This window comes from uncultured Alcanivorax sp., from assembly GCF_947258575.1.
GTDB lineage: Bacteria > Pseudomonadota > Gammaproteobacteria > Pseudomonadales > Alcanivoracaceae > Alcanivorax.
The window spans coordinates 20551-45511 of the sequence record NZ_CAMYIV010000009.1 but is presented as its reverse complement, the minus strand read 5'-3'; the positions used below and the strand labels follow the sequence as shown (position 1 = coordinate 45511).

The 24961-nt window shown below is 59.6% G+C and carries 21 protein-coding genes; 12 read left to right on the top strand and 9 right to left on the bottom strand.

All coding sequences use genetic code 11. The annotated features are described in order from the left end of the window. Window positions 1-186: 186 nt before the first annotated feature. The 7 genes from Q0Y02_RS09035 to Q0Y02_RS09005 all read right to left on the bottom strand — a co-directional run bounded on the left by Q0Y02_RS09035 (window position 187) and on the right by Q0Y02_RS09005 (window position 7990). The gene (locus Q0Y02_RS09035) at window positions 187-759 is read right to left on the bottom strand and encodes a cob(I)yrinic acid a,c-diamide adenosyltransferase (RefSeq protein WP_297767083.1); all 573 of its coding nucleotides are present in this window, start codon (window positions 757-759) and stop codon (window positions 187-189) included. 90 nt (window positions 760-849) lie between these two features. Continuing rightward, window positions 850-2745 (bottom strand): TonB-dependent receptor, encoded by a 1896-nt coding sequence (locus tag Q0Y02_RS09030; protein ID WP_297767081.1) that lies wholly within the window; start codon window positions 2743-2745, stop codon window positions 850-852. Between the two features lie 191 nt (window positions 2746-2936). Beyond that, on the bottom strand, window positions 2937-3815 hold the full coding sequence (locus Q0Y02_RS09025) for a 2-dehydropantoate 2-reductase (protein ID WP_297767079.1): 879 nt from the start codon (window positions 3813-3815) through the stop codon (window positions 2937-2939). Window positions 3816-3958: 143 nt separating this feature from the next. Continuing rightward, window positions 3959-4909: a response regulator gene (locus Q0Y02_RS09020; RefSeq protein ID WP_297767077.1), complete on the bottom strand. Its 951-nt coding sequence runs from the start codon at window positions 4907-4909 to the stop codon at window positions 3959-3961. Between the two features lie 101 nt (window positions 4910-5010). Further along, entirely contained in the window at window positions 5011-6555 is a 1545-nt protein-coding gene (locus tag Q0Y02_RS09015; protein WP_297767075.1) for an MFS transporter, read from the bottom strand. Between the two features lie 228 nt (window positions 6556-6783). Beyond that, on the bottom strand, window positions 6784-7086 hold the full coding sequence (locus tag Q0Y02_RS09010; RefSeq protein ID WP_297767074.1) for an MGMT family protein: 303 nt from the start codon (window positions 7084-7086) through the stop codon (window positions 6784-6786). Between the two features lie 142 nt (window positions 7087-7228). Then, the gene (locus tag Q0Y02_RS09005; RefSeq protein WP_297767072.1) at window positions 7229-7990 is read right to left on the bottom strand and encodes an SDR family oxidoreductase; all 762 of its coding nucleotides are present in this window, start codon (window positions 7988-7990) and stop codon (window positions 7229-7231) included. Between the two features lie 354 nt (window positions 7991-8344). Between Q0Y02_RS09005 and groES the strand changes: the two genes are divergently transcribed. The 8 genes from groES to rimI all read left to right on the top strand — a co-directional run bounded on the left by groES (window position 8345) and on the right by rimI (window position 19080). Continuing rightward, window positions 8345-8635 carry a co-chaperone GroES gene (groES, locus tag Q0Y02_RS09000; RefSeq protein ID WP_035249363.1) on the top strand — a complete coding sequence of 97 codons (291 nt, stop codon included), beginning with the start codon at window positions 8345-8347 and terminating at the stop codon, window positions 8633-8635. 85 nt (window positions 8636-8720) lie between these two features. Then, window positions 8721-10364, top strand: coding sequence for a chaperonin GroEL (gene groL / locus Q0Y02_RS08995; RefSeq protein WP_297767069.1), 1644 nt, complete (start codon window positions 8721-8723; stop codon window positions 10362-10364). A 1092-nt stretch (window positions 10365-11456) separates the two neighbouring features. Further along, window positions 11457-13118 carry a group II intron reverse transcriptase/maturase gene (gene ltrA / locus Q0Y02_RS08990; RefSeq protein WP_297767068.1) on the top strand — a complete coding sequence of 554 codons (1662 nt, stop codon included), beginning with the start codon at window positions 11457-11459 and terminating at the stop codon, window positions 13116-13118. Between the two features lie 713 nt (window positions 13119-13831). Beyond that, window positions 13832-14443: a rhombosortase gene (gene rrtA, locus Q0Y02_RS08985; RefSeq protein WP_297767066.1), complete on the top strand. Its 612-nt coding sequence runs from the start codon at window positions 13832-13834 to the stop codon at window positions 14441-14443. Window positions 14444-14456: 13 nt separating this feature from the next. Beyond that, window positions 14457-16121 (top strand): DUF3592 domain-containing protein, encoded by a 1665-nt coding sequence (locus tag Q0Y02_RS08980; RefSeq protein ID WP_297767064.1) that lies wholly within the window; start codon window positions 14457-14459, stop codon window positions 16119-16121. 101 nt (window positions 16122-16222) lie between these two features. Next, window positions 16223-17770, top strand: a complete 1548-nt coding sequence (locus Q0Y02_RS08975) for a 2-isopropylmalate synthase (protein WP_297767062.1) — start codon at window positions 16223-16225, stop codon at window positions 17768-17770. Window positions 17771-17861: 91 nt separating this feature from the next. After that, entirely contained in the window at window positions 17862-18611 is a 750-nt protein-coding gene (locus Q0Y02_RS08970; RefSeq protein ID WP_297767061.1) for a hypothetical protein, read from the top strand. After that, on the top strand, window positions 18601-19080 hold the full coding sequence (rimI, locus tag Q0Y02_RS08965) for a ribosomal protein S18-alanine N-acetyltransferase (RefSeq protein ID WP_297767060.1): 480 nt from the start codon (window positions 18601-18603) through the stop codon (window positions 19078-19080). Before Q0Y02_RS08970 ends, rimI begins: the two co-directional genes overlap by 11 nt. A 281-nt stretch (window positions 19081-19361) precedes the next feature. Here the strand turns inward: rimI and Q0Y02_RS08960 are convergent, their stop codons facing one another. Beyond that, window positions 19362-19781, bottom strand: coding sequence for a hypothetical protein (locus Q0Y02_RS08960; protein WP_297767058.1), 420 nt, complete (start codon window positions 19779-19781; stop codon window positions 19362-19364). A 265-nt stretch (window positions 19782-20046) separates the two neighbouring features. Between Q0Y02_RS08960 and Q0Y02_RS08955 the strand changes: the two genes are divergently transcribed. From Q0Y02_RS08955 to Q0Y02_RS08940, 4 genes are all read left to right on the top strand, one after another. Then, window positions 20047-20382, top strand: coding sequence for a DUF2834 domain-containing protein (locus tag Q0Y02_RS08955; RefSeq protein WP_297767057.1), 336 nt, complete (start codon window positions 20047-20049; stop codon window positions 20380-20382). Between the two features lie 83 nt (window positions 20383-20465). Next, window positions 20466-22049, top strand: coding sequence for a peptide chain release factor 3 (gene prfC, locus Q0Y02_RS08950; protein ID WP_297767056.1), 1584 nt, complete (start codon window positions 20466-20468; stop codon window positions 22047-22049). Between the two features lie 376 nt (window positions 22050-22425). Continuing rightward, window positions 22426-22824, top strand: a complete 399-nt coding sequence (locus Q0Y02_RS08945; RefSeq protein WP_297767054.1) for an MmcQ/YjbR family DNA-binding protein — start codon at window positions 22426-22428, stop codon at window positions 22822-22824. 2 nt (window positions 22825-22826) lie between these two features. Next, window positions 22827-23129, top strand: a complete 303-nt coding sequence (locus Q0Y02_RS08940; RefSeq protein WP_297767052.1) for a hypothetical protein — start codon at window positions 22827-22829, stop codon at window positions 23127-23129. A 209-nt stretch (window positions 23130-23338) separates the two neighbouring features. On the opposite strand, the gene Q0Y02_RS08935 is transcribed toward Q0Y02_RS08940, so the two are convergent. After that, window positions 23339-24766 (bottom strand): phospholipase D family protein, encoded by a 1428-nt coding sequence (locus Q0Y02_RS08935; RefSeq protein ID WP_297767050.1) that lies wholly within the window; start codon window positions 24764-24766, stop codon window positions 23339-23341. Window positions 24767-24961: the final 195 nt, after the last annotated feature.

Below are 24961 nucleotides of genomic sequence, written 5' to 3'. Positions count from 1 at the left end.
TGCATCGCGAAGCGGTTGGCAGTGCGGGCGTTTTCACGATGCAAGCATCGCTTCCCACAAAAACACCTGCCTGGCGACGAAAACCAGCACAGACTAACGGATAGCGTAGGGTGCACTGAGCCTAAGCGAACTGCACCGATTTAGCTGTGCCCTCTGTGGTTAAAACCGGCTTTTCAAGGAGCGAGCTTAGCCCCTTTCTGCCTTCGGCTGCCAAAGTACTTCCGGCGACTCCTGGCGCAGGTTGATCACCCGGGCCATCACGAACAAGAGGTCGGAAAGTCGGTTGACCAGGGCCAGGCTCACCGGGTTGACGGCGTCTTCGTCGGCCTCATGCAGGGCCACAAAGTGGCGCTCGGTACGTCGGGCCACGGTGCGGCAGTGGTGGCACCAGGCGGCGTCCGGGTGCCCGCCCGGGAGGACGAACTCTTTCAGTGGTGGCAGTTCGGCGTTGAAGGTATCCGCCCGGGATTCCAGCTCCACCAGATCGTGGTCGTCGATGACGCGATGACCGGGAATGGCCAGTTCGCCACCAATATCGAACAGTAACTGCTGGGCCAGGCCGAGCACGGTATCCAGATCTGCATCCAGCGACCGGGCGCGCAGTACGCCCAGGCCGCTATTCAGTTCGTCCAGTTCCCCCAGTACCTGGATGCGCGGATGCCACTTGCTGACCCGGCTGCCATCGGCCAGGCCGGTATCGCCGCGGTCGCCGGTGCGGGTGATCACCCGGTTGATGCGGGTCTTTTCCTTGTCGCTCATGGTGGCTCCTGGTGGGAGGGTTATGGCTCGGGTAAGACTCTTGCCGTTGGAGCCTTGTGAACAAGGCCCAACGGGTTTGCTGTCAGGTGTTTAAAACTCCACGCCAAACGCCGCGCGGTAGTGGCGCTCTGGAAGTGGGTACAGTGTTGCCGTGTTTGTGGTGTTGCTGAAGTTACCGTAGTCCACCACCTGGTGGTCTTCCAGATTGTAGACGCCCGCCTTGAGATAAAACGCCTGATAACGGGCGGTCAGTTGCAGGTCTGTGGTGCGGTAGTGGTCCAGTTTGCGGAAGCGGTTGTCCAGGTCACCGTCAAAGCGGCGATCCCCCACATAGCGGTGGCTGATCTGTGCGGACAGCCAGGACAGGGCCTGCCAGTCGGCGATCAATTGCAGGGTATGTTCAGGTACCAGTGGTACGTCTTTGCGGTCGAAGGGGCCGCCGTCGAAGCGGGCCTGCTGGGCGCTGGCGTTGATGGTCAGCATCAGGTCCTTGTCCAGTCGCCAGCGGGAATTGATGCTGACGCCCTTGTGGACGGTGCGGTCTTCCAGATTGCGATTGGTAAAGCTGACCGGATCAAAGAGGATCTCATTGTCGATCTCGGCCCGCCAGAAGGTCAGGGTGGAATGCTGGCGACCCTGGGACCAGCTGGCCCCGGCGGTGTAGCCCTTGCCAGTTTGCGGATCAATGGGGGGATTGAAAGGGCTCAGTTCATCCACGTTGGCAATGCGCACGCTGCGCTGGGCGCCAGCGAACAGGGCCAGGTTACCCGTGAAGGTATAACGGATCCCGCCCTCGTACATTTCTCCGTCCTGTTCCTTATCCGTCCCTTCGCCACTCAGGGTGCTTTCCAGTTTTCGGGCGCCGGCACTGAGAGACAGTTTCGGGGTCAGGCTGACCAAGTTGTGCAGATACCAGGCCTGCTGGCTTTGCTCCAGTTCCCGGTTACCGAAACTGGTGCGGCTGTGGTAATCGTATTCGTGCAGATCCAGACCCAGGGTCCAGTTGTGAACGGCACTGCCAGTAGTGTGCTGGCCTTCCAGTTTGGGCGTGACGCTGTAGCTCTCCACCACGGTTTCACCGAAGCTGCCGCTGGAGAAAAACGCAAAGGTCTGCTCTTGACGGCGTTTGCTGGCTTCCAGGGTGAGCGCGGTATTACCGCGCAGGGCGATGCGCAGGCCCGGCATCAGCCAGTAGTTTTCCTGTTCGGCATCATCAAAGGGGGTGTCGGTACCCTGTGGGTCATTGCGAAATTGCGCTTCGGAACGACCGCCGGGCAGGCCCAGCTCCTGTTCTTCGCCGTTGGCAGTGAAATAGGCCTCAATGCCGTCTTGTTGATAACGCACATCGGCGAATACGCTGTGGTTGCGCACCTCGTTATTGTCCCGATAGCCGTCGCTGTCCAGGGTGCTCATGGCCACGGCGCCGCTCAGGCTGCCCTGATGACCGGTGGCGTAGCCGTTGCCGCCCAGGGTGCCGTGGCTACCGCCATTGACTTCCAGCCCGGCGCTATTGTCATAGCGGCGGCGGGTAACGATATTGATTACCCCGCCCACGGCACCATTGCCATACAAGGCCGCACCCGCTCCGGGAAGAATCTCGATACGCTCAATGGCAGCCAGCGGAATACCGCTGAGAAAGGGGCTGGCCAGATCGATATTGGAGAGGCGGCGACCATTAAGCAGGATCAGGGTGTTCTGGTTGGCGCCGGCGCCGAAGCCCAACAGATCCAGGCTGGCCTCACTGCCGTTGATGCCATAGAGCTGGCTGGCCTGCAGCCCCCCCACGGTATCCAGCACTTCCGTCAGGTTGCTGGCAGGCATGCTGGCCAGGGTCTCCCGATCCAGGGTCAGGGTACCGGTGGGTAGTTCCCCGGCCAGGCTTGGGTGGCTGGCGCCACTGACTTTCACTGCCTTGATTTCGTTGTTGGCCAGGGTCAGGCCACTGGTGGCGATCAGGCCAACGGCCAGAAAAATGCGACTGTGCATGGAGGTTCCACGAATCCGGATTAGTGCCCGCTACGATGGCGAAAAACGGCATTTAATTCCAGTGCTACAGGGTAAAAGTCTCTGCGGGGGCTGTCGGCAAGTATTCAGGTGCGAGTGGCGAGATGCGGGTTTCGAAGAGCAAAGCCATGGTGCCGACAAGGACCGCTTTTTGCTGCTCGAACCCCGTTGCCCTAGCGCAACGTCAGTGCCGTAACCATTTTCCTGTTGGCAGGGACTGCCAGATCCAGCTGGTCTGCCTGCTTCACCAGCCAGCCATTGATAGCATCAATTTCCGTCTGCGCTCCCCGCTGCCGGTCAGCGCGCATGGAAGAAGTATTGCTGGCGGTAGCCCGGGCCACGGTGAGCACATTCTCCAGGGAGTGACCGGGCCATGCCGGGTCCAGTTGTTGCAGTACATGATCCGCTTCTTCGCAAAGCTGTGTGGCCTGTTTGCGTAAGGCCGGGTCGTCGTTAATACGGCCATTGGGCACATCGTAAAGAGCGGTCAGCGGATTGATCACTGCATTTGCCACCAGTTTATGCCACTGGCGCGGGCGGATGTCGTCTTCCCAATGCAGATCCGGCCAGTGTTCGGTCAGAGCGGCAAACCAGGCAGGCGGGGCGGTACTGCCTCCGAGCCAGGTGGCATTTTCTGCCACTACCGTGTGGTCCGGGTGCTGCCCTTTGACGGCGCTGGTGGTGATGGCTTCCAGGGGTATGCAGCCCGGCGGCAACAGGCTATCCAGGGCTCCCAGGCCATTCTGAAAACGCAGCACCTGAGTCTGGCTATCAAGGCGCTGCCTCAGCGGTGCCATCGCCGAGCGGGTATAGGGAGTTTTAATCGCCACCAGCAAGTGCCCGATGCGATCGGGGAGGGCAGAAGGAGTCAGCACCGGTAACGATACCGCTTGCTGGCGTCCGTCCGGCAACCAGAGCGTTTTTTTCAGGGGCGATGCAGACTCGCTCCGAATCACGGTAACGCGATGTCCGGCCAGGGTCAGATACCAGGCCGCCAGCGTGCCCATATTGCCGGCGCCCAGCAAAAACCAGTGGGGAGGAGTATGTGGCATGTTGTCCAAAGGCAAAGAACTGATTTTTACCACATGAGGGCACAGTGAGCACAGGGGAAGCTGGATGCCAGATGCCGGACGCAAAAACCAAAAAACGTGAGGCGAAAAAATGCTCGTCACTGATTGGCGTCAGGCGTCACCATTCACACATTGGCGGTGGCTGACACAATGCGTCGTTCGCTGAGGGACTGATCCAGCTCGGCTAGGGCCTGTTCGAACATCTGCTCCCCATGGCTTTGGCCTTCAGAGGCGGCGATTGCCATACTCACTTGCAGGCTCAGGAAGCCGGCGGCGGTCTGGTAGGCGCGATGGTTGAGGCCTTCATAAAGGCGGCGAAAACCGGTGGGGTCGCAGTGGTCCATGTGGGGTTGCCAGGTGATAAGGGCAAACTGATCGGTCTGCAACCGGCACAGATGATCCATGGGGCGTACCGACTGGCGCAGGCGCCGGCTGAACGCCAGCACACCTTGCTGCATGACCTTGTCGCCACGCTGGGCACGTAGTGCCTCGAAGTCTTCCAGGCGCAGCATTAGCAGGCAGGCGGCGCCGCCCCGTTTTTCCGCTTGCTTCAAGGTATTTTGCAATGCTCGCAGGGCATCCTGGCGATTGCCGAAACCGGTCAGCGGATCGATCAGTGCGTGGCGTTTGAGCTGACGGTTCACGGTCAGCATGCGCTGATAGTCGGTCTGTACCCGGTTGTGGCGCTGGATGATCCGGTCTGCGGCCATCACCCGGTGATGCAGTTGCTCGGTCATGGCGGATTTGGAGACAAAATCGTCCACACCCTGATCAAAGGCCTGTTGCAGGGCATCCACCCCTTCGCGGGCGGTGAGCAGCAGCACATAGGTATAGCGATTGCTGGCTTCGTCGTTTTGACGAATGCGGCGGGTCAGTTCCAGGCCATCCATGCCGGGCATCAACCAGTCTGCCACCACCAGATCGGCGGGTTGCTCGGTCAGTTGACCAAGGGCGTCCTGGGCACTGTGGGCGTGGCGAATGCGGGTGTATCCGGCAGAGGCGAGGGTACGGTTGACCACCGCCGCCGAGAAGCGGGCATCGTCCACAACCAGAATATCGAGTTCCGAGTGACTCATCCGTGTGTTCTTATTGTTGTTTTTTGTAAGTTCCCACTATAGCCGGTTTGTGAATTGATTGAAAAGTATACTGCAAGCCTGTTTCGGCGAATGAGCGGGGCTCAGTGCCGAAAGGCCTCGTGGCGCTGGATTAGATAGATTAGCCCCAACACCGGTACGCCCATCAAGCTGGCCAACAGGAAAAACCCGGGGTAGCCCAGGTTATCCACCATGCTGCCCGAGTAGCCACCAATGGTCTTGGGTAGCAGGGTCATCAATGAGCTGAAGATAGCGTACTGGACGGCAGTGAAAGAGACATTGGTGAGCTGCGAGAGGAAGGCCACAAAGGCGGCACTGGCGAGACCGGCGGTCAGGTTATCGGCGGAGATCACTGCATAGAGGATGCGGATGTCGTGGCCCGCATAGGCCAGCCACAGGAACAGCAGGTTGGTCGCAACGGTCAGAAAGGCGCCCAGATACAGCACCCGGATCACGCCGTGACGCATGGCCAGCAGCCCACCCAGGAACCCGCCGGCAATGGTCATGAACAGACCGAAGGTTTTGACCACCCCGGCAATCTCGTTCTTGGTGAAACCGATGTCCTCAAAGAAGACGTTGGAAATGACGCCGAGCACAATATCTGAGATGCGGTAAAAACCCACGAAAACCAGCAACAGCAAGGCGAGCCGGCTACCGTAGCGCTGGAAAAAATCCTTCACCGGGTCCAGATAACTTTCCCGAACCAGCTGTCTGTCATACAGCGGTGTCAATGAGAGTGCTTTGATCAAGGCGGCAACGATGGTAATCGCCAGCGCCAGCCGCAGACTCTCCACCACCAGGCCGGACAGGGCGCTGTTCTCAACGATCTCCGTGAGCGTTTGCCGGAGCGAGCCTGCCGAATCGGCGGTCAGGACATACACCGTCACGAAGGCCGTGATGCCTGCCACGAAAATCGCCAGAAACTTCAGATACTGCCCGCTGGTGTACTGATGGGCTGAGGGGCGAGGGTTGTCCGGTTCGCGAATGATCAGGGTGGTAATAGCGCCCACCAGCATGGTGAGTGCCATGAGTGCATAGGTGGTTTGCCAGGCGGGATAGCTGTACGCCTCGCTGGTGGAGCCCAGCCAGCTTGCCAATACCAGCGAGCCTGCCCCGGAAGAGAGCATCCCTATCCGGTAACCGGCAATGTAGGAGGAGGACATCAAAGCCTGTAATTCGACCCCCGCAGATTCAATTCGGTAGGCATCGATGACGATATCCTGGGTGGCGGCGGTAAAGCCGAGCATGACCACGGCAAAAGCCATCAGGTTGAGTGCCCCAGGCTGGCTCGGGTCGACCAGGGAAATACTGAAAATGGAGGCGGCCACAGTGAGCTGCGCCACCAGCAGCCAGGCCCGGCGCCTGCCCAACCAACGTGTCAGAGCAGGAATCGGCAAGCGATCAATCAGTGGCGCCCAGAGAAACTTGAACGAATAGGCCAGTGCCGCCCAGCTGAAGTACGTGACCGTGGAGCGCTCCACGCCGGCCTCTCGCAACCATAGTGACAGCGAGGAGAAAATCAGCAGTAGTGGGATGCCTGCAGAAAACCCGTAGAAGAACATGGTCACTACACGGGGATGCAGGAAGGCTTTCAGGGATTGCTGCCAGTTGGTCGATTGTGGGGGCATAGGTCTCTTAGCGGGTATTGCCGAATGGCGAAAGGCTCATCATAGACACTTTGTCCGCAGCGAGCGATGTGGGTTCACCGTGCGCGGGGAGGAATGAGTCTGGCCGAGTGCGCAAAAGCCTCTTGCGTGCTCAGCGAACCCTTCAGGACATGGCCGTGTGCTCTGCGAGGATAAATTGCGAGCGAATCCGACTGCCCAGGCGTGCCGGCTGTGATTCAACAAGGCGTGTTACCAATGAAGGAAGTACTGTCTGGGCACCCGGTCACCCAGCACGGTGACGTTTTCGTCGAGTAGCCGCTGGATCTGTTGCTCTCCGGCGGGCGTGCCCGCCAGGGCAACTCGGCCGTCCCCGCGCAATACCCGATGCCAGGGCAGACGGGTATCTGTCGGTAACTGGCTCATCAGCCGGCCCACAATGCGGGCATGGCGGGGAAAGCCGGCCTGCCGTGCCACGGCTCCATAGCTGCTCACCGTCCCGGGCGGGATGGCGGCAACGATCTGGTAGACGGCGTCTCGGAAAGAAGGGTCCATACAGGCAGCTTCGAGCGACTAGCGTTGAGCTGCAAGGGAAAACGAAAAAATGAGAAGGGGCAACCCTTTGGTTGCCCCTTCTCATCAGCGGAACATTCTCTTAGCTAGAAGCTAGAAGCTAGAAGCTAGAAGCTAGAAACTATTACCGCAGCCCGCCATCCATATCGATACAGCGACCGGTGAAGTAATCGGTCTCGAAGATGAAGGCCACGGAACGGGCGACGTGTTCCGCTTCGCCCAGGCGACGCAGGGGAACGGCCTGGATCAGACGCTCGCGGGCCTCCGGTTTCATGGCGGCGAGCATGTCGGTGTTGATGGTGCCGGGAGCCACCGCGCCAGTGCGGATGTTGTAGCGAGCCAGCTCTTTGGCCCACACCTCGGCCAGGGCAACCACCCCGGTCTTGGCAGCGGCGTAGTTGCTTTGCCCGAAGCTGCCCTGGCGAGCCAGGGAGGAAATGTTGACGATCACCCCTTCCTCGACCCCCAGTTCCAGCATTTTTGCAGCCGCTTCGCGGCCACACAAAAACACGCCGGTCAGGTTCACGTCGATCACAGCCTGCCATTGTTGCAGGCTCATCTTGCTGACGATCTCGCCGTCCTTGTACTTCACCAGCAGGCCATCGCGGGTGATGCCGGCGTTATTGACCACGCCGTGCAGGCTGCCGAAGTCCGCCACCACGTCACTGAACAGCTTTTCCACGTCCTCTTCTTTGGCCACGTTGGCCAAATAGGCGCGCGCTTCCCCGCCGGCAGCCTCACAGGCGGCCACGGTGGCGTTCAGGTCTTCCTGGCTCAGGTCGACGCAGGCCAGGCGGGCACCCTTGCCGGCAAAGTAGGTGGCAATACCCCGGCCCAGGCCACGGCCGGCGCCGGTAACAACAACCACTTTCTGGTTCAGATCCATGGTGATTCCTTGCAATGTCGGTTCACGATGGCCCGGATTATGGTGGGCTGACCCTGCCTGGCCAATGACCGGATTGCTCAGTGACTCGCAAAAACGGCAAACGACACTCCCGGGTTGCCTGACCCGGCAAAGGATTTTTCGTCGCCCCCCTTGAAACCCGGCGCTGTGGCCCCACTCCTGTGTCCTGCAGGCGGTCGCGGGACAGGCGCTTTCAAAGGTCACTTTCCCTATTGACTGCACTGGCATCATTACTATGATTAGCACTCGACTCGTTAGAGTGCTAATTCGGACTGCCGAGCTTCGCTTCCGCGAGCTTGGATGTCATCAGAACTAAAACTGGGAGTTTAAGGAAAAATGAGCATCCGTCCTTTGCATGATCGCGTGCTGGTTCGCCGTGAAGAGGAAGAAACCAAGACCGCCGGCGGTATTGTGCTGCCCGGTTCCGCTGCCGAGAAGCCGTCCCGCGGCGAAGTGATCGCGGTGGGTAACGGCAAAATCACCGATAGCGGAGATGTGCGTCCGCTGGACGTGAAAGCCGGTGACAAGGTGATCTTCGGTCAGTACGCCGGTAACACCGTGAAGGTGGACGGCGAAGAATTGCTGATCATGAGCGAAGCTGAAATTCTGGCCGTCGTCGAAGGCTAAGTGCCGCAGGCCAAGAGCAAGAACATGAACGCCCGCAAGGGCATTCACCCCATTCCGGGGTAAAGATTTGCAGAGGTAAAGAACCATGGCGAAAGAAATTCTGTTCCGTGACGAAGCCCGTCAACGTATGGCCAAAGGCGTTAACATCCTGGCCGACGCCGTCAAGGTAACACTGGGCCCGAAAGGCCGTAACGTGGTGCTGGAAAAATCCTTCGGCGCACCGTCCATCACCAAGGATGGCGTCTCCGTGGCCCGTGAAATCGAACTGGAAGACAAGTTCGAGAACATGGGTGCCCAGATGGTGAAAGAAGTGGCGTCCAAGGCCAACGACGAGGCCGGTGACGGCACCACCACCGCTACCGTGCTGGCTCAGGCATTCGTTAACGAAGGCCTCAAGTCTGTCACCGCCGGCATGAACCCCATGGACCTGAAGCGCGGCATCGACCAGGCCGTAGCGGCTGTCGTGGAAGAGCTGAAGAAGCTGTCCACGCCGTGTGACAACACCAAGAGCATCGAGCAGGTGGGCACCATCTCCGCCAACGCCGACAAATCCGTGGGTGAAATCATCGCCCAGGCCATGGAAAAAGTGGGCCAGGAAGGCGTTATCACCGTTGAAGAAGGCCAGTCCCTGCAGAACGAGCTGGACGTGGTTGAGGGCATGCAGTTTGACCGCGGTTACCTGAGCCCTTACTTCATCAACAACCAGGAAAAGATGCAGGTCGAGCTGGAAGACCCGTACATCCTGCTGGTGGACAAGAAGATCTCCAACATCCGCGAACTGCTGCCGGCCCTGGAAAATGTCGCTAAAGCAGGCAAGCCGCTGCTGATCATTGCCGAAGATATCGAAGGCGAAGCGCTGGCTACCCTGGTAGTGAACAACATGCGCGGCATCATCAAGTGCGCCGCCGTGAAAGCGCCGGGCTTCGGTGATCGTCGCAAGGCCATGCTGCAGGACATCGCCATCCTCACCGGTGGTACCGTAATCAGCGAAGAAGTGGGCCTGAGCCTGGAAAATGCGTCCCTGGAAGACCTGGGTACCGCCAAGAAAGTGAACATCGACAAGGAAAATACCACCATTGTTGATGGCGCTGGCCAGCAGGTCGATATCGATGCCCGCGTAGAGCAGATCCGCAAGGAAATCGAGAATTCTTCCTCTGACTACGACAAGGAAAAACTGCAAGAGCGCGTGGCCAAGCTGGCCGGCGGTGTTGCGGTGATCAAGATCGGTGCTGCCACCGAGATTGAAATGAAAGAGAAGAAAGCCCGTGTGGACGATGCCCTGCATGCGACCCGCGCTGCCGTGGAAGAAGGTGTGGTCCCCGGTGGTGGTGTGGCACTGGTGCGCGCTCTGGCCAACGTTGGTGTCATCAAGGGTGACAACGACGAGCAGAACGCTGGTATCGCCCTGACCTTCCGCGCGCTGGAAATGCCCCTGCGTCAGATCGCCTACAACGCCGGTGCTGAAGCGTCCGTGATCGTGCAGGAAGTGCGCAACGGTTCCGGTAACTACGGCTACAACGCCGCCACCGGTGAATACGGTGACATGCTGGAAATGGGCATCCTGGATCCTGCCAAGGTAACCCGTTCCGCGCTGCAGGCAGCGGCCTCCATTGCCGGCCTGATGATCACCACCGAAGCCATGGTGGCTGACAAGCCGGAAGAAAACGGCGGTGGCGCCCCGGATATGGGCGGCATGGGTGGAATGGGCGGTATGGGCGGCATGATGTAGTGCGACGTGAAGTCGCGAGGTTGCTAGCCTTTGCGGGCTACTTCGGGGGCTCCGCTCCCATTTAACCGCAGAAAATAGCGTATTCCTTACCCGGTGATCGGGTCTTCGATCCGGCGCCGGGTATCTCCCTCAGGGAGTAATACCCAGCTGGACCCTGTCTGGCTAAACGGCTTCCCATGCCAATGGGATGAACGTTTATTCGGTGAAGACCGATGAATGTGCATCCGAGAAGTGGTGGGGGTATGCGTATGCATGCCTCCATTGCTTTTCCCGTGCATTTAATCCTCTTGGGCTTCCTGCCCTCAAACGTTTCTTGGCCTCGGCCATAAACGTGGATTCCCGTGTCTGGAAGAACGCGCTGGCACCTTTCGGTGTAAGCCGTTTCTGTCATTGTTTCGTTCACGCAGCTATCAGGTGTGAAAGCGAAACCTGTTGTTCGACCAACAGTAGCCTATGGGCAGTGCGTTGCTGGTAACGGCAAGGTGCGAAGCGCCCTGACAATGTAGTCCCACTCTGTGGTCTGGTTTGCCCGTGAGGGTAGCCGGAGATTCTGCCAGCAACAGGCGGATGAGACGCTAGGCTGGACGGTAGGGTCAACGTAAGTGAACTGCTGATAAACACCGTCAACCGCATGGAGCCAAAGTTGCTGACAGGCTTCGACCAAAATGGTGTGTGGCTGGCTATCCCTCTTACATCTGGGGATACGTCGACACTGAGCCACCGGTGGATAGGCAGGACCTAACCCGTCCGTGTGACAGACACGGAACACGGTAAACCCGTATCTTCGCCTGGATTCATCCGGCAGGTGGACCGCAAGGGAAGCTGATGGAGGTGCGGGTAAAGGAGGATGGAGAAAGCGAATGCTTGCCTGTAATGGGCGGGATAGGGGTTCGAGATTTGCCCCGACGCGAAAGCGTGCAGACTTCCATCTGGTCTTTGATCGCGTGAAGGCAGGTAAAACCGCCTGAAAGAATGCCGACGTAACAAGTCTCTTGTTGCCCGGTTAAACAATGTGCCCTGAGGGTGTGGACTGCGCCCTCAGGGGAAATGCGTCTGCGCCTTCTCGGGTTCCAATCTGAGGAGGATAGCAAGATGAACGCATCGTTATTGATGCCTGCATTCTCCCACCCTGCCACCAGTTGGCACACGATTGACTGGGAAACCAGTCATCGTCGGGTGAGGAGGTTACAGGCTCGTATCGCGAAAGCAGCACGGGAACAGCAGTGGAGGAGGGTGAAAGCCCTGCAACGCTTGCTGGTCCGCTCGTTCGCCGCCAAAGCCTTGGCGGTAAAACGGGTCACCGAAAACCGGGGTCGCAAGACGCCGGGTGTCGATGGCGAATGTTGGGACAATCCAGCATCAAAATGGGGAGCGATCCACCGTCTGAAACGACACGGCTACAAGCCGCGTCCGCTCCGGCGGGTGTGGATTCCGAAGGCCAACGGCAAACGCCGTCCCTTGGGAATACCGACGATGTACGACCGGGCCATGCAGGCGTTATACCTGCTGGCTCTGGAACCGGTGTCCGAGACCACGGCGGATCGTAACTCATACGGCTTCCGGCCCCTGCGCGCTACGGCGGACGCAATCGAGCAATGTTTTGTTGTGCTTGGTCGCAAAAGCTCGGCGCAGTGGGTGCTGGAGGCCGATATACAGGGTTGTTTCGACAACATAAGCCATGACTGGCTGCTGTCTCACGTCCCTATGGACAAGGCAGTGCTCGGGAAATGGCTGAAAGCCGGGTTCATGGAATCCGGTAGGACACACCCGACCCACGCGGGAACGCCTCAGGGCGGCATTATCTCGCCGGTCTTGGCCAACATGGCTCTGGATGGTTTGGAAGAGGTGCTTGAAGCTGCTTTCGGGCAGCGAAACACCAAAGCCAGCTACCGGACCAAGGTCAACTATGTGCGCTACGCCGACGACTTCGTTGTCTCCGGTATCTCGAAAGAGCTACTGGAGAGTGAGGTCAGGCCCATTGTCGAAGCCTTTATGGCGGAGCGAGGGCTTGCCTTGTCTGCGGAGAAGACGGTGGTGACGCATGTGGAGGAAGGGTTCGACTTTCTGGGTCAGAACATTCGCAAGTATGGAGGGAAGTGCTTGATAAAGCCTGCCCAACAGAACGTGAAGCGGTTTCTGGCCGAGGTGAAGTCGGTGTTGGACACGCACAAGACCATGCCCGCGTGGTGGATCGTCAAGACTCTGAATCCCAAGATTCGAGGCTGGGCAAACTACCATCGGCACGTGGTCTCGAAAGCGACGTTCAACTATGTGGACTATCGGATCTGGAAGATGCTGTGGCAATGGTGCCGCCGACGTCATCTCAATCGACGGAAGCGGTGGGTGAAGAACAAGTATTTTCGCCCCCTCGGCCAGCGCAACTGGACATTCCAGGGTATGGACCCAACAGGCAAACGGTATGCGTTGTGCTACGTCAGTGATGTGCCCATCAAAAGGCATATCAAGATCAAGGCCGAAGCGACACGGTACGACCCCGCCTTTGCTGGTTATTTCGAGGAACGCCTGGCGTATCTCTGGAAGAACAGCGAGAAAGGGAAGTCCAAGTTGCTACAGCTTTGGCTCCGGCAGGAGAAGCGCTGTCCTTGTTGTCGCGAACTGATCACACGGGAAACCGGGTGGAATATTCACCATGTGGTCGAACAGCATAAGGGCGGTACTGACAAGCTGGATAATCTGGTGTTGCTGCATCCGAACTGCCATCGGCAGGTGCACTCGCAATCAGTATATTGCTGATGACCGGGTGTTGAAATACAGTATGTAGTGTTCTTGATCCCCAAGGGCGTTCGAATGGAGGGTCGTACTTTGACCAAACTTTTGAATGTCCCCAAATTTCGCCTGGAGATAGCGCTTTAGGTGTCGGTCAGAAGGGGACCAAAGATGAGAGCTAGTAGGAAGGACGTAGCCGGGGGTTGTGCCCCTTTCTGCGGACTGGCCCCAACGCTATTTGGGGGTTTGACTGTGATGGGTGCTGAGTAGACCGGCGTAAGCTTGCTATCTTGAAGTCGAGTACTGGGTACGAGACCAATCGAGACGTAAGCGAAAGAATAATCTCGGTGCCCGCTCTCACTAATACTGTGATGCTGGCTCATCTCTCGGGATGGGTTAACAAAGGCTTGAGCCGTATGCGGGGAAACTCGCACGTACGGTTCTTAGGGGAGGGGTGGCCAGTAATGGTCGCTCCTTACCCGACAATCAGCCCCTCGTAATACGCTCCACAGAAAACCCCGCCTTGTGCGGGGTTTTCTTTTTTAAAGGCAGCTACAAGTTTCAAGCTACAAGCTGCATCGCGATTCGATGTTGCAGCCAAACCGCTAACGCGTGCGCCGCGCCGCTGACTTGGGGTCGCAGGCACTGTCTGCCAGTATCGGTACAATCCATCCCGCGCCTTGTAGCTTGCAGCTTGCAGCTTGTGGCTTAATACCCCTTCAATTTCAGCCGGTACCTCCATGCAACCCAGAGACAACAAACTCCGCCCGCACTTCGCCCTGGTGGTGGCCACCATGGTGGTGCTGGGTCTGGCGCATTCCTGGGTGAACCCCTGGCTGGCGTTTGATCGTTCGGCCATCGAACAGGGGCAGGTCTGGCGGTTGCTGACCTGCCATCTGGTGCATCTCAATCACTGGCACATGCTGCTCAATCTGGCCGGTCTGGTCCTGTGCGGCTATTTCTTTACGGACCTGCTTGATCGGGCACGTTTCTGGAGCTGGTTGCTGTTTTGTGGGCTGGTCACCGGGCTGGCGTTGTATTTTCTGGATACCGGTTTGCAGCACTATGTGGGGCTGTCCGGTATCCTCCATGGTTTGCTGGTCTATTGCCTGCTGCAGGGCTGGCGGGGGAATCCCTGGTTGCATTCACTGGTGTTGCTGGTGATCGCCGGGCGCATTGTCAGTGAGCAGCAGGCAGGCTATGACGTGAACTATCTCCGTAGCTGGATCGACGGGCGGGTCTATGTGAATGCCCACCTGTACGGTGCCCTGGCCGGAGTGTTGTTGTTTGGGGGAATCACGGGTGTCGAATACGGCAGAAAACGCAGAACAGGAAACGCAGAAAGACAATAAAGCCTCGGGCTGCATGACAATACTCTTTCCCGGCGTTTTTCTGGTGGCGGGTTTGGCGGTGATGTTTTTTGTGGGGCTTAAACCGGCCTTTCAATACTGGCAATCCGGCAGTTGGGAGCGGGTGCCGGCCACGGTGCTGAGCAGTACCCTCAATCGCAATTATTCGGATGGCTCGACGACTTATAGTGTCAGCGCCAGCTATCGCTATGAGTATCAGGGGCGCAGCTATTCCAGTCATACCGTGAGTCAGTACGGTGGCAGCGATAATTTCGACGATTACTGGCAGCGTCTGGCCAGCCGACTGGAGTCCGCTCGCTCCCGGGGGCGAACCGTCATGGCCTGGGTCAACCCGGCGAATCCGTCCGAGGCTTTTCTGGATCGCACTCTGCGCTGGGGATCATTGGTGTTTGGCCTGGCCTTCGGCGGCGTGTTTGCCTTGGTGGGTGGCGGCCTGATGTTCCTGTTCAACCGGGGCAGCAAGGGCAAGGCCGATCTGGCAGAAGGGGGGCAGTACCACAGCAAGGAAAAATCCGGCCACTGGTTTCTGGTTGGCTTCGGCGCCATCTTTATCCTGCTACCATCGCCGGCCTATCTGGCGGTCTGGGACAAGGTCAGTCGCGGTGACTACGCGATTCTGATGGTGCTGCTGTTTCCCGCCGTGGGCGCCGGTATTGCCTGGTCGGGCTGGAAAATGCGCAGTAATTACCAGTTCTTCGGCCCCACACCTCTGCAGCTGGACCCGGAGCCGGGCCATGCCGGTGGTCAGGTGGGTGGCTCCATCCACCTGGGCAAGGCGTTGCCCCGTGAGACGGATATGGATGTGTGGCTGAGCTGCATCCGTGGCCGCGAAAGCGGTAGTGGCAAAGACCGCAAGACCGTGGAAGACATCCTCTGGCAGACCGACCAGCGCGCTCTGTGCCAGCCTACCCAGCAGGGTAGCGATATCCTGTTCTGTTTCGATGTGCCGGCGGAACAGCCGCCGTCCTCCGGTAGCGGTCGCAATTATATCTGCTGGCGAGTCGAGCTGGAGGGCATGGTTGACGGTCGCAAGCTGAAACGTAGCTGGGATATCCCGGTGGTGGCGGGGGAGGGCGAGAGTCGTTTTCGTCTGCCGGAGTCCCACGTCATGGCCGACCAGCGCGAGCGGGAAGTCGAGGCGCTGGAATCTGCCAACGAACAGATCCGGGTGGAGCAGACCGGCCAGGGCCTGCACCTGGAAAGCCGCCCAGGTCGGCACCTGGGCATGAAGCTGGCGCTGCTGGTGTTTGGTGGCATCTTCGCTGCCGTGGGCACCGGGCTCTTTATCGCCGCCGCCAGCGAAGGTTTCATGTTGTACCTCATGGGTAGTATTTTCGGGCTGATCGGCTATGCCATTGTCGGCAGTACCCTGTTCACCCTGGGGCGGGGGCTGGATGTGTGGGTGCGCGGTGGCGAAGTGCGCAGCCTGCGCCGCTGGCTGGGTGTCCCGCTGTTCACCCGCAAGGGCCAGTTGCTGCGGGCAGAGCAAGTGGTGCTGAAGACCGGTATGAGCAGCACCAGCAATGGCCGCCAGACCGAGTACATGACGCTGATCGCCGAGGTGGATGGCAAAAAGATCCGCCTGGCCGAGGGGATCGCCGGGCGAGAGGCGGGTGAGGCCCTGCGCGAAGCCGTGCTGCGCACCCTGCGACTGGTGTAGAATTGAGCGATACCACAACGACAAATCACCGTAGGAGCCATGCAAGCATAGCTCCTACAGCTCGGTGAGCTGGATGGCTCACCCGCCAGAGAGAGATAACGATGAGCAAAGAGCGCCTGATTATTTTCGATACCACCCTGCGTGATGGTGAGCAGAGCCCCGGTGCCACCATGGATCAGGACGAGAAGCTGCGTATCGCCAAGGCTCTGGAGCGCATGAAGGTGGATGTGATCGAGGCCGGTTTTGCTATCGCCAGCCAGGGGGATTTCCTGTCGGTGAAGGCCATTGCCGATACCGTGCGCGAATCCACCATTTGCTCGCTGGCCCGCGCCAAGGCGTCGGATATCGATCGCGCTGCGGAAGCGCTGGCCGGGGCCGAGTCCGGGCGAATTCACACCTTCCTCGCCACCAGCCCCATTCATATGCAGCACAAGCTGCGGTTAGAGCCGGATCAGGTAGTCGAGCATGCAGTGGCGGCGGTGAAGCATGCCCGCAATCACATGGGCGATGTGGAATTTTCCTGCGAGGATGCCGGTCGCTCCGAGCTGGATTTCCTCTGCCGCATTATCGAGGCGGTGATCGACGCCGGTGCCACCACCATCAACATCCCCGACACCGTGGGCTATGCCATTCCGGAACAATATGGCCATACCATTGGCCAGCTGCTGGCTCGTATCCCCAATGCCGACAAGGCGGTGTTCTCGGTGCACTGCCATAACGACCTGGGGCTGGCGGTGGCCAACTCCCTGGCCGCGGTCCAGGCCGGCGCCCGGCAGGTGGAATGCACCATCAACGGCCTTGGCGAACGGGCCGGCAATGCGTCTCTGGAAGAGATTGTCATGGCGGTACGCACCCGCCAGGATCTGTTCAATGTGGATACCGGCATCAATGCCAAAGAGATCGTACCCACCTCGAAAATGGTGTCGCAGATCACCGGCTTCCCGGTGCAGCCCAACAAGGCCATCGTCGGTGCCAATGCCTTTGCCCACGAGTCCGGTATCCACCAGGACGGGGTGCTCAAACACCGCGAGACCTACGAGATCATGTCTGCCGAGGATGTGGGCTGGCATACCAACCGCATGGTGCTGGGCAAGCACTCCGGCCGTGCCGCTTTCCGCGCCCGTCTGGACGAGCTGGGCATCACCTTTGCCTCGGAAGCGGCCATGAACGAAGCCTTCCAGCGCTTCAAGGATCTGGCTGACAAGAAACACGAAGTGTTCGATGAGGATCTGCAGGCCCTGGTCAGCGACACCAAGAAAGCCGCCGAAGAAGAGCGCTTCAAACTGGTTCTGCTGGAAGCCACCGCGCGTACCGGTGAAACGCCGGAAGCCCGTATCGTGCTGGCTATCGATGGGAAGGAACGGGAAGCTACGTCCACTGGGGCCGGGCCTGTGGATGCGGCCTTCAAGGCCATCGAGATGCTGGCGGAAAGCCATAGCATCCTGCAGCTGTACTCGGTGAATGCCATCACCGCCGGCACTGACAGCCAGGGTGAAGTGACGGTACGACTGGAAAAAGGCGGGCGGATCGTCAATGGCCACGGCGCCGACGTGGATATCATCACCGCTTCCGCCAAGGCCTACCTGAATGCGCTTAACCATTTTGCGGCGGGCCTGGAACGGGCTCACCCGCAGGCGGCGGATGTATGAAGAACGTAGCAAGCGTCACGCAACATGCCAGCACGCCGCTGTCAGGCATGACGTGTGTGCGTGAGGCCTGCAAGCCGTTGCGGAGCGCCCCATGAATGAAGCCCAGCGACAGCACTACCTGAAAGCCCTGGGGCTGACGCCCTGGGTGGCCAGGGCGCCGTTGCCCGGTGCCGCGTCCTCGCCGCTGCTGGACTGGGAGGACGAGGAAGAACAGCCGGCAGCACCGGCATCAGCCGCGCCCGCCCAGGAAGCACCCGCCTCGGCACAGCCGCCGACAGCGGCCCCGGTTGTCAGTGAGGCGCCGGTTCAGGAGGCTCCACAGAGTTCGCCGCCGGCCAAAGCCACCACCGATACTCAGGAACCCGCGCCAACCGCACCGGCAGTCGCCAGAGGCAAGGGGCTGACCTTTACCCTGGAAGCCCATCTAGGTGGCGATACCTGGTTGCTATGCGCCCAGGAAGACAGCCAGGCCCCGGGGCTGGGACGCTTTGAGGCGCCGCTGATGGCCAACTTGTTGGCCCTGTTCCAGGCACGGCCTCAGCGTCCGCGGCGTTTCTTCTGTCCACTGACTGAACAGCCCATGCCCGCAGAAGAAGCGGCGCAGGCGCTTTCGGCCTTTATTGCCGGCCTGTGTGAGCAGGCGGGTGGCGAGCGCGTATTGCTGTGCTTGCCGGAGGCGCTCAGTGAGGCGCTGTTTGATCAGCCCCGCTATCAACCCGTCGAGTTAGGTGGTCGCCCGGCACTGGTGGTCAGCAGCCTGGCAGAAATGTTGGCGGAGCCGGCGCAGCACAAGAAGGCCAGCTGGCACGCCATGCAGGCAAATGGCTTTCATGGCGAGTGAGCGGACCCGCGTGGCAGCCATCCGTGCCATGGAGCTGGAAGACGTAGGCGCGGTGATGGCCATCGAAACCGTCGCCCAGCTGACCCCCTGGAATAGCGCCCACTTTCACGATTGCCTGGGCAACACCAATTATCTGTGCCAGGTGGCCACCGTGGACGACGTGCCGGCGGCCTTTCTGATCCTGTCGCGAATCCTCGACGAAACCCATGTCCTCAACATCGCCGTGGCCCCGGCCTGGCAACGCCACGGCATCGCCCGGCGATTACTGCAACAGGCTCTCGAGGCGGCCCGCGCCGATGCCATGACCGTGGTCTATCTGGAAGTGCGGGAAAGCAACCAAAGTGCCCAGGGACTCTACCGCCAGCTGGGCTTTGAGGTCTGTGGGGTGCGCAAGAACTATTACCGCAAGGTGGACGGGCACGAGAATGCGGTATTGATGCAGTGCCTGCTCACCAGCGGGCATAAATAATTCTCTACATCCTATCTACGAAGCCGCTGTAGGAACGGAGCGTAGCGGAGTAACGCACGTAGTTCCGTGCGGCCCGAAGGGTGAGCGAAGCGAATAATACCTCTTGAGGCGCGAACCGCGCTTGCGCGGAAATCGTCCGCAGGGCGATCAGGGCTCCCAAGGCTCGACAGGTTCCAGAAAGAATGGTGGTCAAACCTTGAACTTTGTCGCCTCGCTACGCTCGGTTCGCGGCTCGAGAGCCGCTCCTACAGCAGGCAAGGTGCGATTCGAACAGCTTCCCGTTACTCCTGAATGGGCATCCAGCCGTTCTCAGAATCCCGGAAGGTAATCACCCGCTGGCGCTGGAAGGTATCACCCTTCTTGAAGTTGCCGTGCTCCATGCGCAGGGCGCTGAGGGTCATGATCATGGCGAAGCGATCCATGCCGGACAGATCTTCATTGCCCTTGATCTTGTCGGTGTAACCACCCAGATCTTCTCTGGCTTTCAGCTGGTAATCCACTTCCAGCGTGTAGCGGCCGTCTCCATCGTCGTAGCCATTACGCTTTTCCACATCGGTGACTGCCAACAGGCCGGACAGGTGCGCGTTGTCCAGTTCTGCTTCCAGCGCTTTACGGGCATCGCCGGCATCCGGGGTACGGCTGCAGGCCGCCAGCAGGGTGGCGAGGAAGAGGGCAGCGAAAGCGCGGAGATAAACAGGCATGGTCTGGCATCCTTGTTGTTCTGGAACCGACACTCTAGCACTGCTTTTGGTTCGCCCTGAAGTGTTAGGGAGCCTCTGAATCACTCCTTGCATGATCAGCTTGTCAGGATGACCCGCAGAGCGCGGCCTGAAGAGCACAACAGCTGCACCCTTCCGGCCACGATGAGTACGCAAGGAGTGATTCAGAGGCTGCCTTGGTGGACACGCCAGAGTAAATCCTCAAGGATACGGTGATTACGGATGACCTATTGCGAGGACTTGGCCTGTGTCAGAGAACCTGTTTCGTCGACTGTTATTGCTGGTAGCCCTGAGCTTTTGTGTGGTGTTTGCGGTGCTGATCATCCCGCCGCTGCTCGAGAACCCGGATATCCTGGCTGCCGCCGCCGGAGGCTTCGTGAATCCCTTTGCGGCCGGGTATTCCACGGATGTGATTTTGTGCTGGGTGGTACTTGCCATCTGGGTGATCTTCGAGCGTCAGCGTTACCAGGTCCGCGGCGGTTGGTTGGCGCTGCTGCTGGGGCTGGTCCCTGGTGTTGCGGTGGGATTTGCCCTCTATCTGCTAATGCGTCAGCGTCAGCTGAAAGGCTCCGGCATCGTCTGACAGGGTGGCGCTGAGAGCCTGATAAGGGCACGCAAGGCTGTTATACTCGCGCCCTCGAAAATCCTGTCAGAGTCGGAAGCCCCATGAGCCTGCAAGACCAGGTGGCCAAGCGCCGCACCTTCGCGATTATTTCGCACCCGGACGCCGGTAAAACCACCATTACCGAAAAACTGTTGTTGTACGGCAACCTGATCCAGAGCGCAGGTACCGTGAAAGGCAAGAAGTCCGGCAAGCACGCCACCTCTGACTGGATGGAGATGGAGAAGGAGCGGGGCATTTCGGTGACCACCTCGGTGATGCAGTTCCCCTACAAGGATGCCACCGTCAACCTGCTGGATACCCCCGGCCACGCCGACTTCTCTGAAGACACCTACCGCACCCTCACTGCGGTGGATTCGGCGCTGATGGTTATCGATGCCGCCAAGGGTGTGGAGCAGCGGACCGTCAAGCTGATGGAAGTGTGTCGCTTGCGCGACACGCCGATCCTTACCTTTATCAACAAGCTGGACCGGGACGTCCGTGACGGCATTGAAGTGCTTGATGAAATCGAGGATGTGCTCAAGATTGAGTGCGCTCCGATTACCTGGCCCATCGGTATGGGCAAGAGCTTCAAGGGTGTCTACAACCTCCTCACTGACACCACCGTGCTCTACAAGACCGGTCAGGGCCACACCGTGCAGGACGTGCGCGAAGTAAAAGGCCTCAATAATCCCGAGCTGGACCAGGCCGTGGGGGCCGACTACGCCGAAGAACTGCGCGAGACCCTGGAGCTGGTACAGGGCGCCAGCCACGAATTCGATCTAGAACGCTTCCTGGCCGGCAAGTTGACCCCGGTGTTCTTCGGTACCGCCCTGGGCAACTTCGGCGTCGATCACATGCTTGACGGCCTGGTGAAGTGGGCACCGCCGCCCCAGCCCCGCGATGCCACCGCGCGTACCGTAGTCGCCGACGAGCCCAAGATGACCGGCTTCGTGTTCAAGATTCAGGCGAACATGGACCCCCGCCACCGCGACCGCATCGCCTTCATGCGCATCTGTTCCGGCAAATACCACAAGGGTATCAAGCTCAAGCAGGTGCGTACCGGCAAGGACGTGCGTATTCCTGATGCGTTGACCTTCCTGGCCGGTGAGCGTGACAACGTGGAAGAGGCTTTTTCCGGCGATATCATCGGCCTGCACAACCACGGCACCATCCAGATAGGTGACACCTTCACTGAAGGGGAAGAGTTGGCCTTCACCGGCATTCCCCACTTCGCCCCGGAATTGTTCCAGCGTGTGGTGCTCAACGACCCGCTGAAGAGCAAGCAGCTGCACAAGGGGCTGACTCAGCTGGCGGAAGAGGGCGCCACCCAGGTGTTCTTCCCGTTGCGCAACAACGACGTGATTCTGGGCGCCGTGGGCACCCTGCAGTTCGATGTGGTGGCCGCTCGCCTGAAAGGGGAATACGGCGTGGATTGCCGCTATGAACCGGTCAGTGTGGCGACAGCGCGCTGGATCGAAGCCGGCAGCGACAAAGAGCTGACCGCCTTCGAGCGCAAGGCCTATGACAACCTGTCCCGCGACGGCGCGGGTCACCTGACCTACCTGGCACCGACCCGTGTGAACCTGCAACTGGCACAGGAGCGTCATCCGGAGATCCGCTTCCGCGAGACCCGCGAAATTTCATAGCAACGCAGCAGACGCACGCAACAATGCGAGTAACACGAGCTTCGCATTGTTGCGTGGTATTTCCCGTCAGCGATGAGCATCGTGCATGATGGGTAAATGCACTGCCTCAGCGGTCGCGATCCTTTTCACAAGCGGGTAAACTTCCTGACTTGTTTCGGCCCCGCCTCACAAGGGTACTGTCGGGACACAAGACCCCGGCTATCCGCCGGGGTTTTTTATTGGGCGCGAATCTCCCGGCCCGCCCTTCCTCATCCGCTGAGTGCTGGGGCCCCTGTGCTGCGGCGATGAGCAGGGAGAGGTATGATGACAGCCTTACTGTGGCCGTCTCCCAACCGGCCAATGCCGGAATAGCGGGTCAATCAGGGATGTCTTGATCATGGATGCCAAAGCCGCACAAGCGTATCTGTTGAGCAAGCCGGAAGCGCGAGAGGATTTTCCCTTCGGCCCGGATGTGGCGGTGATGAAGGTGCGGGACAAGATGTTCGCGACACTGGGGGAAGAGCAGGGCGAAGGGCGCATGAATCTCAAATGTGATCCGGACCAGGCGCAGGCACTGCGGGATATCTTCGAAGCTGTGATTCCCGGTTACCACATGAACAAGAAACACTGGAATACCATCAAGTTGGACGGCTCCATCCCGGCGGGGGAAATCCAGCGCATGATTGATCATTCCTACGCTCTGGTGGTGGCTGGACTGCCGAAAAAAGTCCGCGAAGGCATGGCGGTCCGGCACGGCCGTGAGGCACTCTACGGACAACAGGAACAGGAGCGTTAACGGTGGCAGTGATTATTGGTGGTCTGATCGTTATCTGGCTTGGCCTTGGCATGGGCGGCGCCGTTCTGCGCTGGCTGGGCATTGAGCTGCATTACCCGGCTCGATTGGCGGCCCCCTTGTTGCTGGCAGTACTGGAAACCGTGCTGTTCCTGGTGTTTGTACCCGGCACCGACCTGCTGCCGGACACCTGGGGTTGGCCCATGGCCGGGGGCCTGGTCGCCGCTGCCTGGCTGATCAACGGTGCAGTCAGTGGTGTGGATTGGTATCGCAACAGGCCGGTAAAAGACGCCCCGGCGACGGAATAATTGCGACCTTAGGAGCGTCGCCAGCGAGGCTTCTAGGCATGACACGGGCTCGCCGTAGGAGCCCCGCTTGAGGGGCGAACCGGCCTTGCAGGGCGGCGAGCTCCGAAAGAAGAAACCGTGAGTTGGGCTTTGTTGGTTTTCGAAACTCGTTTCTCGCAACTCGAACCTGGGAGTTCGCGCCTCAAGCGGCGCTCCTACGGCGTTTATCCCTAAAAACTACTCCACCCGGTAAATTCCATTACCCGATACACCCAGTACTTCCAGCTCGCTTCATCCGCATACACATCGTAATCGGTACTGTGTTTCTCCCCGTCACGATTTTCCCAGCGTCTGGCGAAAGCGGATCGGGCATCGACCATAATGGCCTGATCCGTTTTCGCCAGCACTCGCACGCTGCTTTCCAGGTTCAGGTTGTCCAGATTGCGGCGGGTGAAGTTGGCGGAGCCGATAATCACTTCTGAGCGTTCTGATCCTCTGCGTAACAACATCTTGGTATGGCACTGCTCGCCCTGAGTGTTGCACCAGCGCACCTCGATGCCCGCAGCCCGCAGTTCCGCGCCCACCTGACGGTTGGGAATGCCATTCTTCTGACGGCCGAAGGCATCCTTGTTGGGGTCCAGCAGCACACGGACTGTCACTCCTCGCTCATGGGCCGCCAGAAGCGCTTTCACCAGGGGGCGGTGAGACAGGTAGAACACCGACACATCCAGCGCTTCGCCGCGCTGGCTGCGCTCAATGGCGGCCAGCAGGGCATCGCGGATGGCGCCTTCGGTGAGCACCTGTAGCTGGGCGGCGGCGCTGTCTGACGTTTCGGCGTCGGGGGCGGCCGGCAGATCGGGCAGGCTGACGCCTACCATTCGTGCTACGGCCAGCTCACTCTCCAGCAGTGTCTTAACGGCGGGGCCCTGGAAGGTGATGCCGAGATTGCTGTGGGCGCTGCTGGCATCATGGGGATTGGCCGTGGTGACCAGAGCGGTCCAGCGGTCGCCTTCATCCACCACCAGGGTCTTGCGGTGGTTGGCCTTGAAGTTGAGCAGGGTCAGGTAGCTGCGCAGGGTGACCTTGCCGGGCCCCATGGGATTGGGCAGCCAGCCTCCCTCGTTGCTGTTGCCCAGCCACTGACAGCAGATCCGCCAGATGCCGGACCAGCTCGGGTTGGAGTCGCGCAGACGTGTCAGCGGGGTGGTGATCACTATCACCCCGGCGTCTTCCAGGCGTTCCAGGTGCTCGCTGTGCAGACCGCCGTAGAGGGTGTTGATCGGGTCGGTGATCAGGATGACCGGCAGATCCGGTTGCTGCTGTTTCTTGTCCGCCAGTGCCCGGGTCAACTGTGCGGACAGGGGTCGGTAGCTGGCATCGTCGGTGCCCTGAAAGGCATTGAACAGAAACATGTCCACCACAACCAGTTGTCGGGCCTGGCCGATCAGTCGCAGGGCCTCGTCGAAAATGGTCTGGCGCATGGCGCGCTTGCCATCGGCGGTTTCCCAGGTGTCGTCCACCAGCAGGTTCAGGCCCTGGGCGGGTAGCAACGGCGATTCATGGGCCAGACCGTCAGGCAGCGGTTTGTAACGATGCCAGAGGGCGGTGCAGGCGATCAGCGCCAGCAGCATGAACAGGGCAAGTTTCAGTCGAATCATGGGCAGTCCATCGGTTGATTGCGGCTACCTTAGCAGGGAGCGGTGAGAGCCTGAACCGGGTTTTAACGGTGCGATGGTACATTCGTACAACATTCTGCAAAGAATGCCGCCTTCCTGTAACTATCCTGCTACTGCACATCAACAGTAAGTCGCCACCCTGTCCATGAGAATGGGTTAACACTGATGTTAATAACA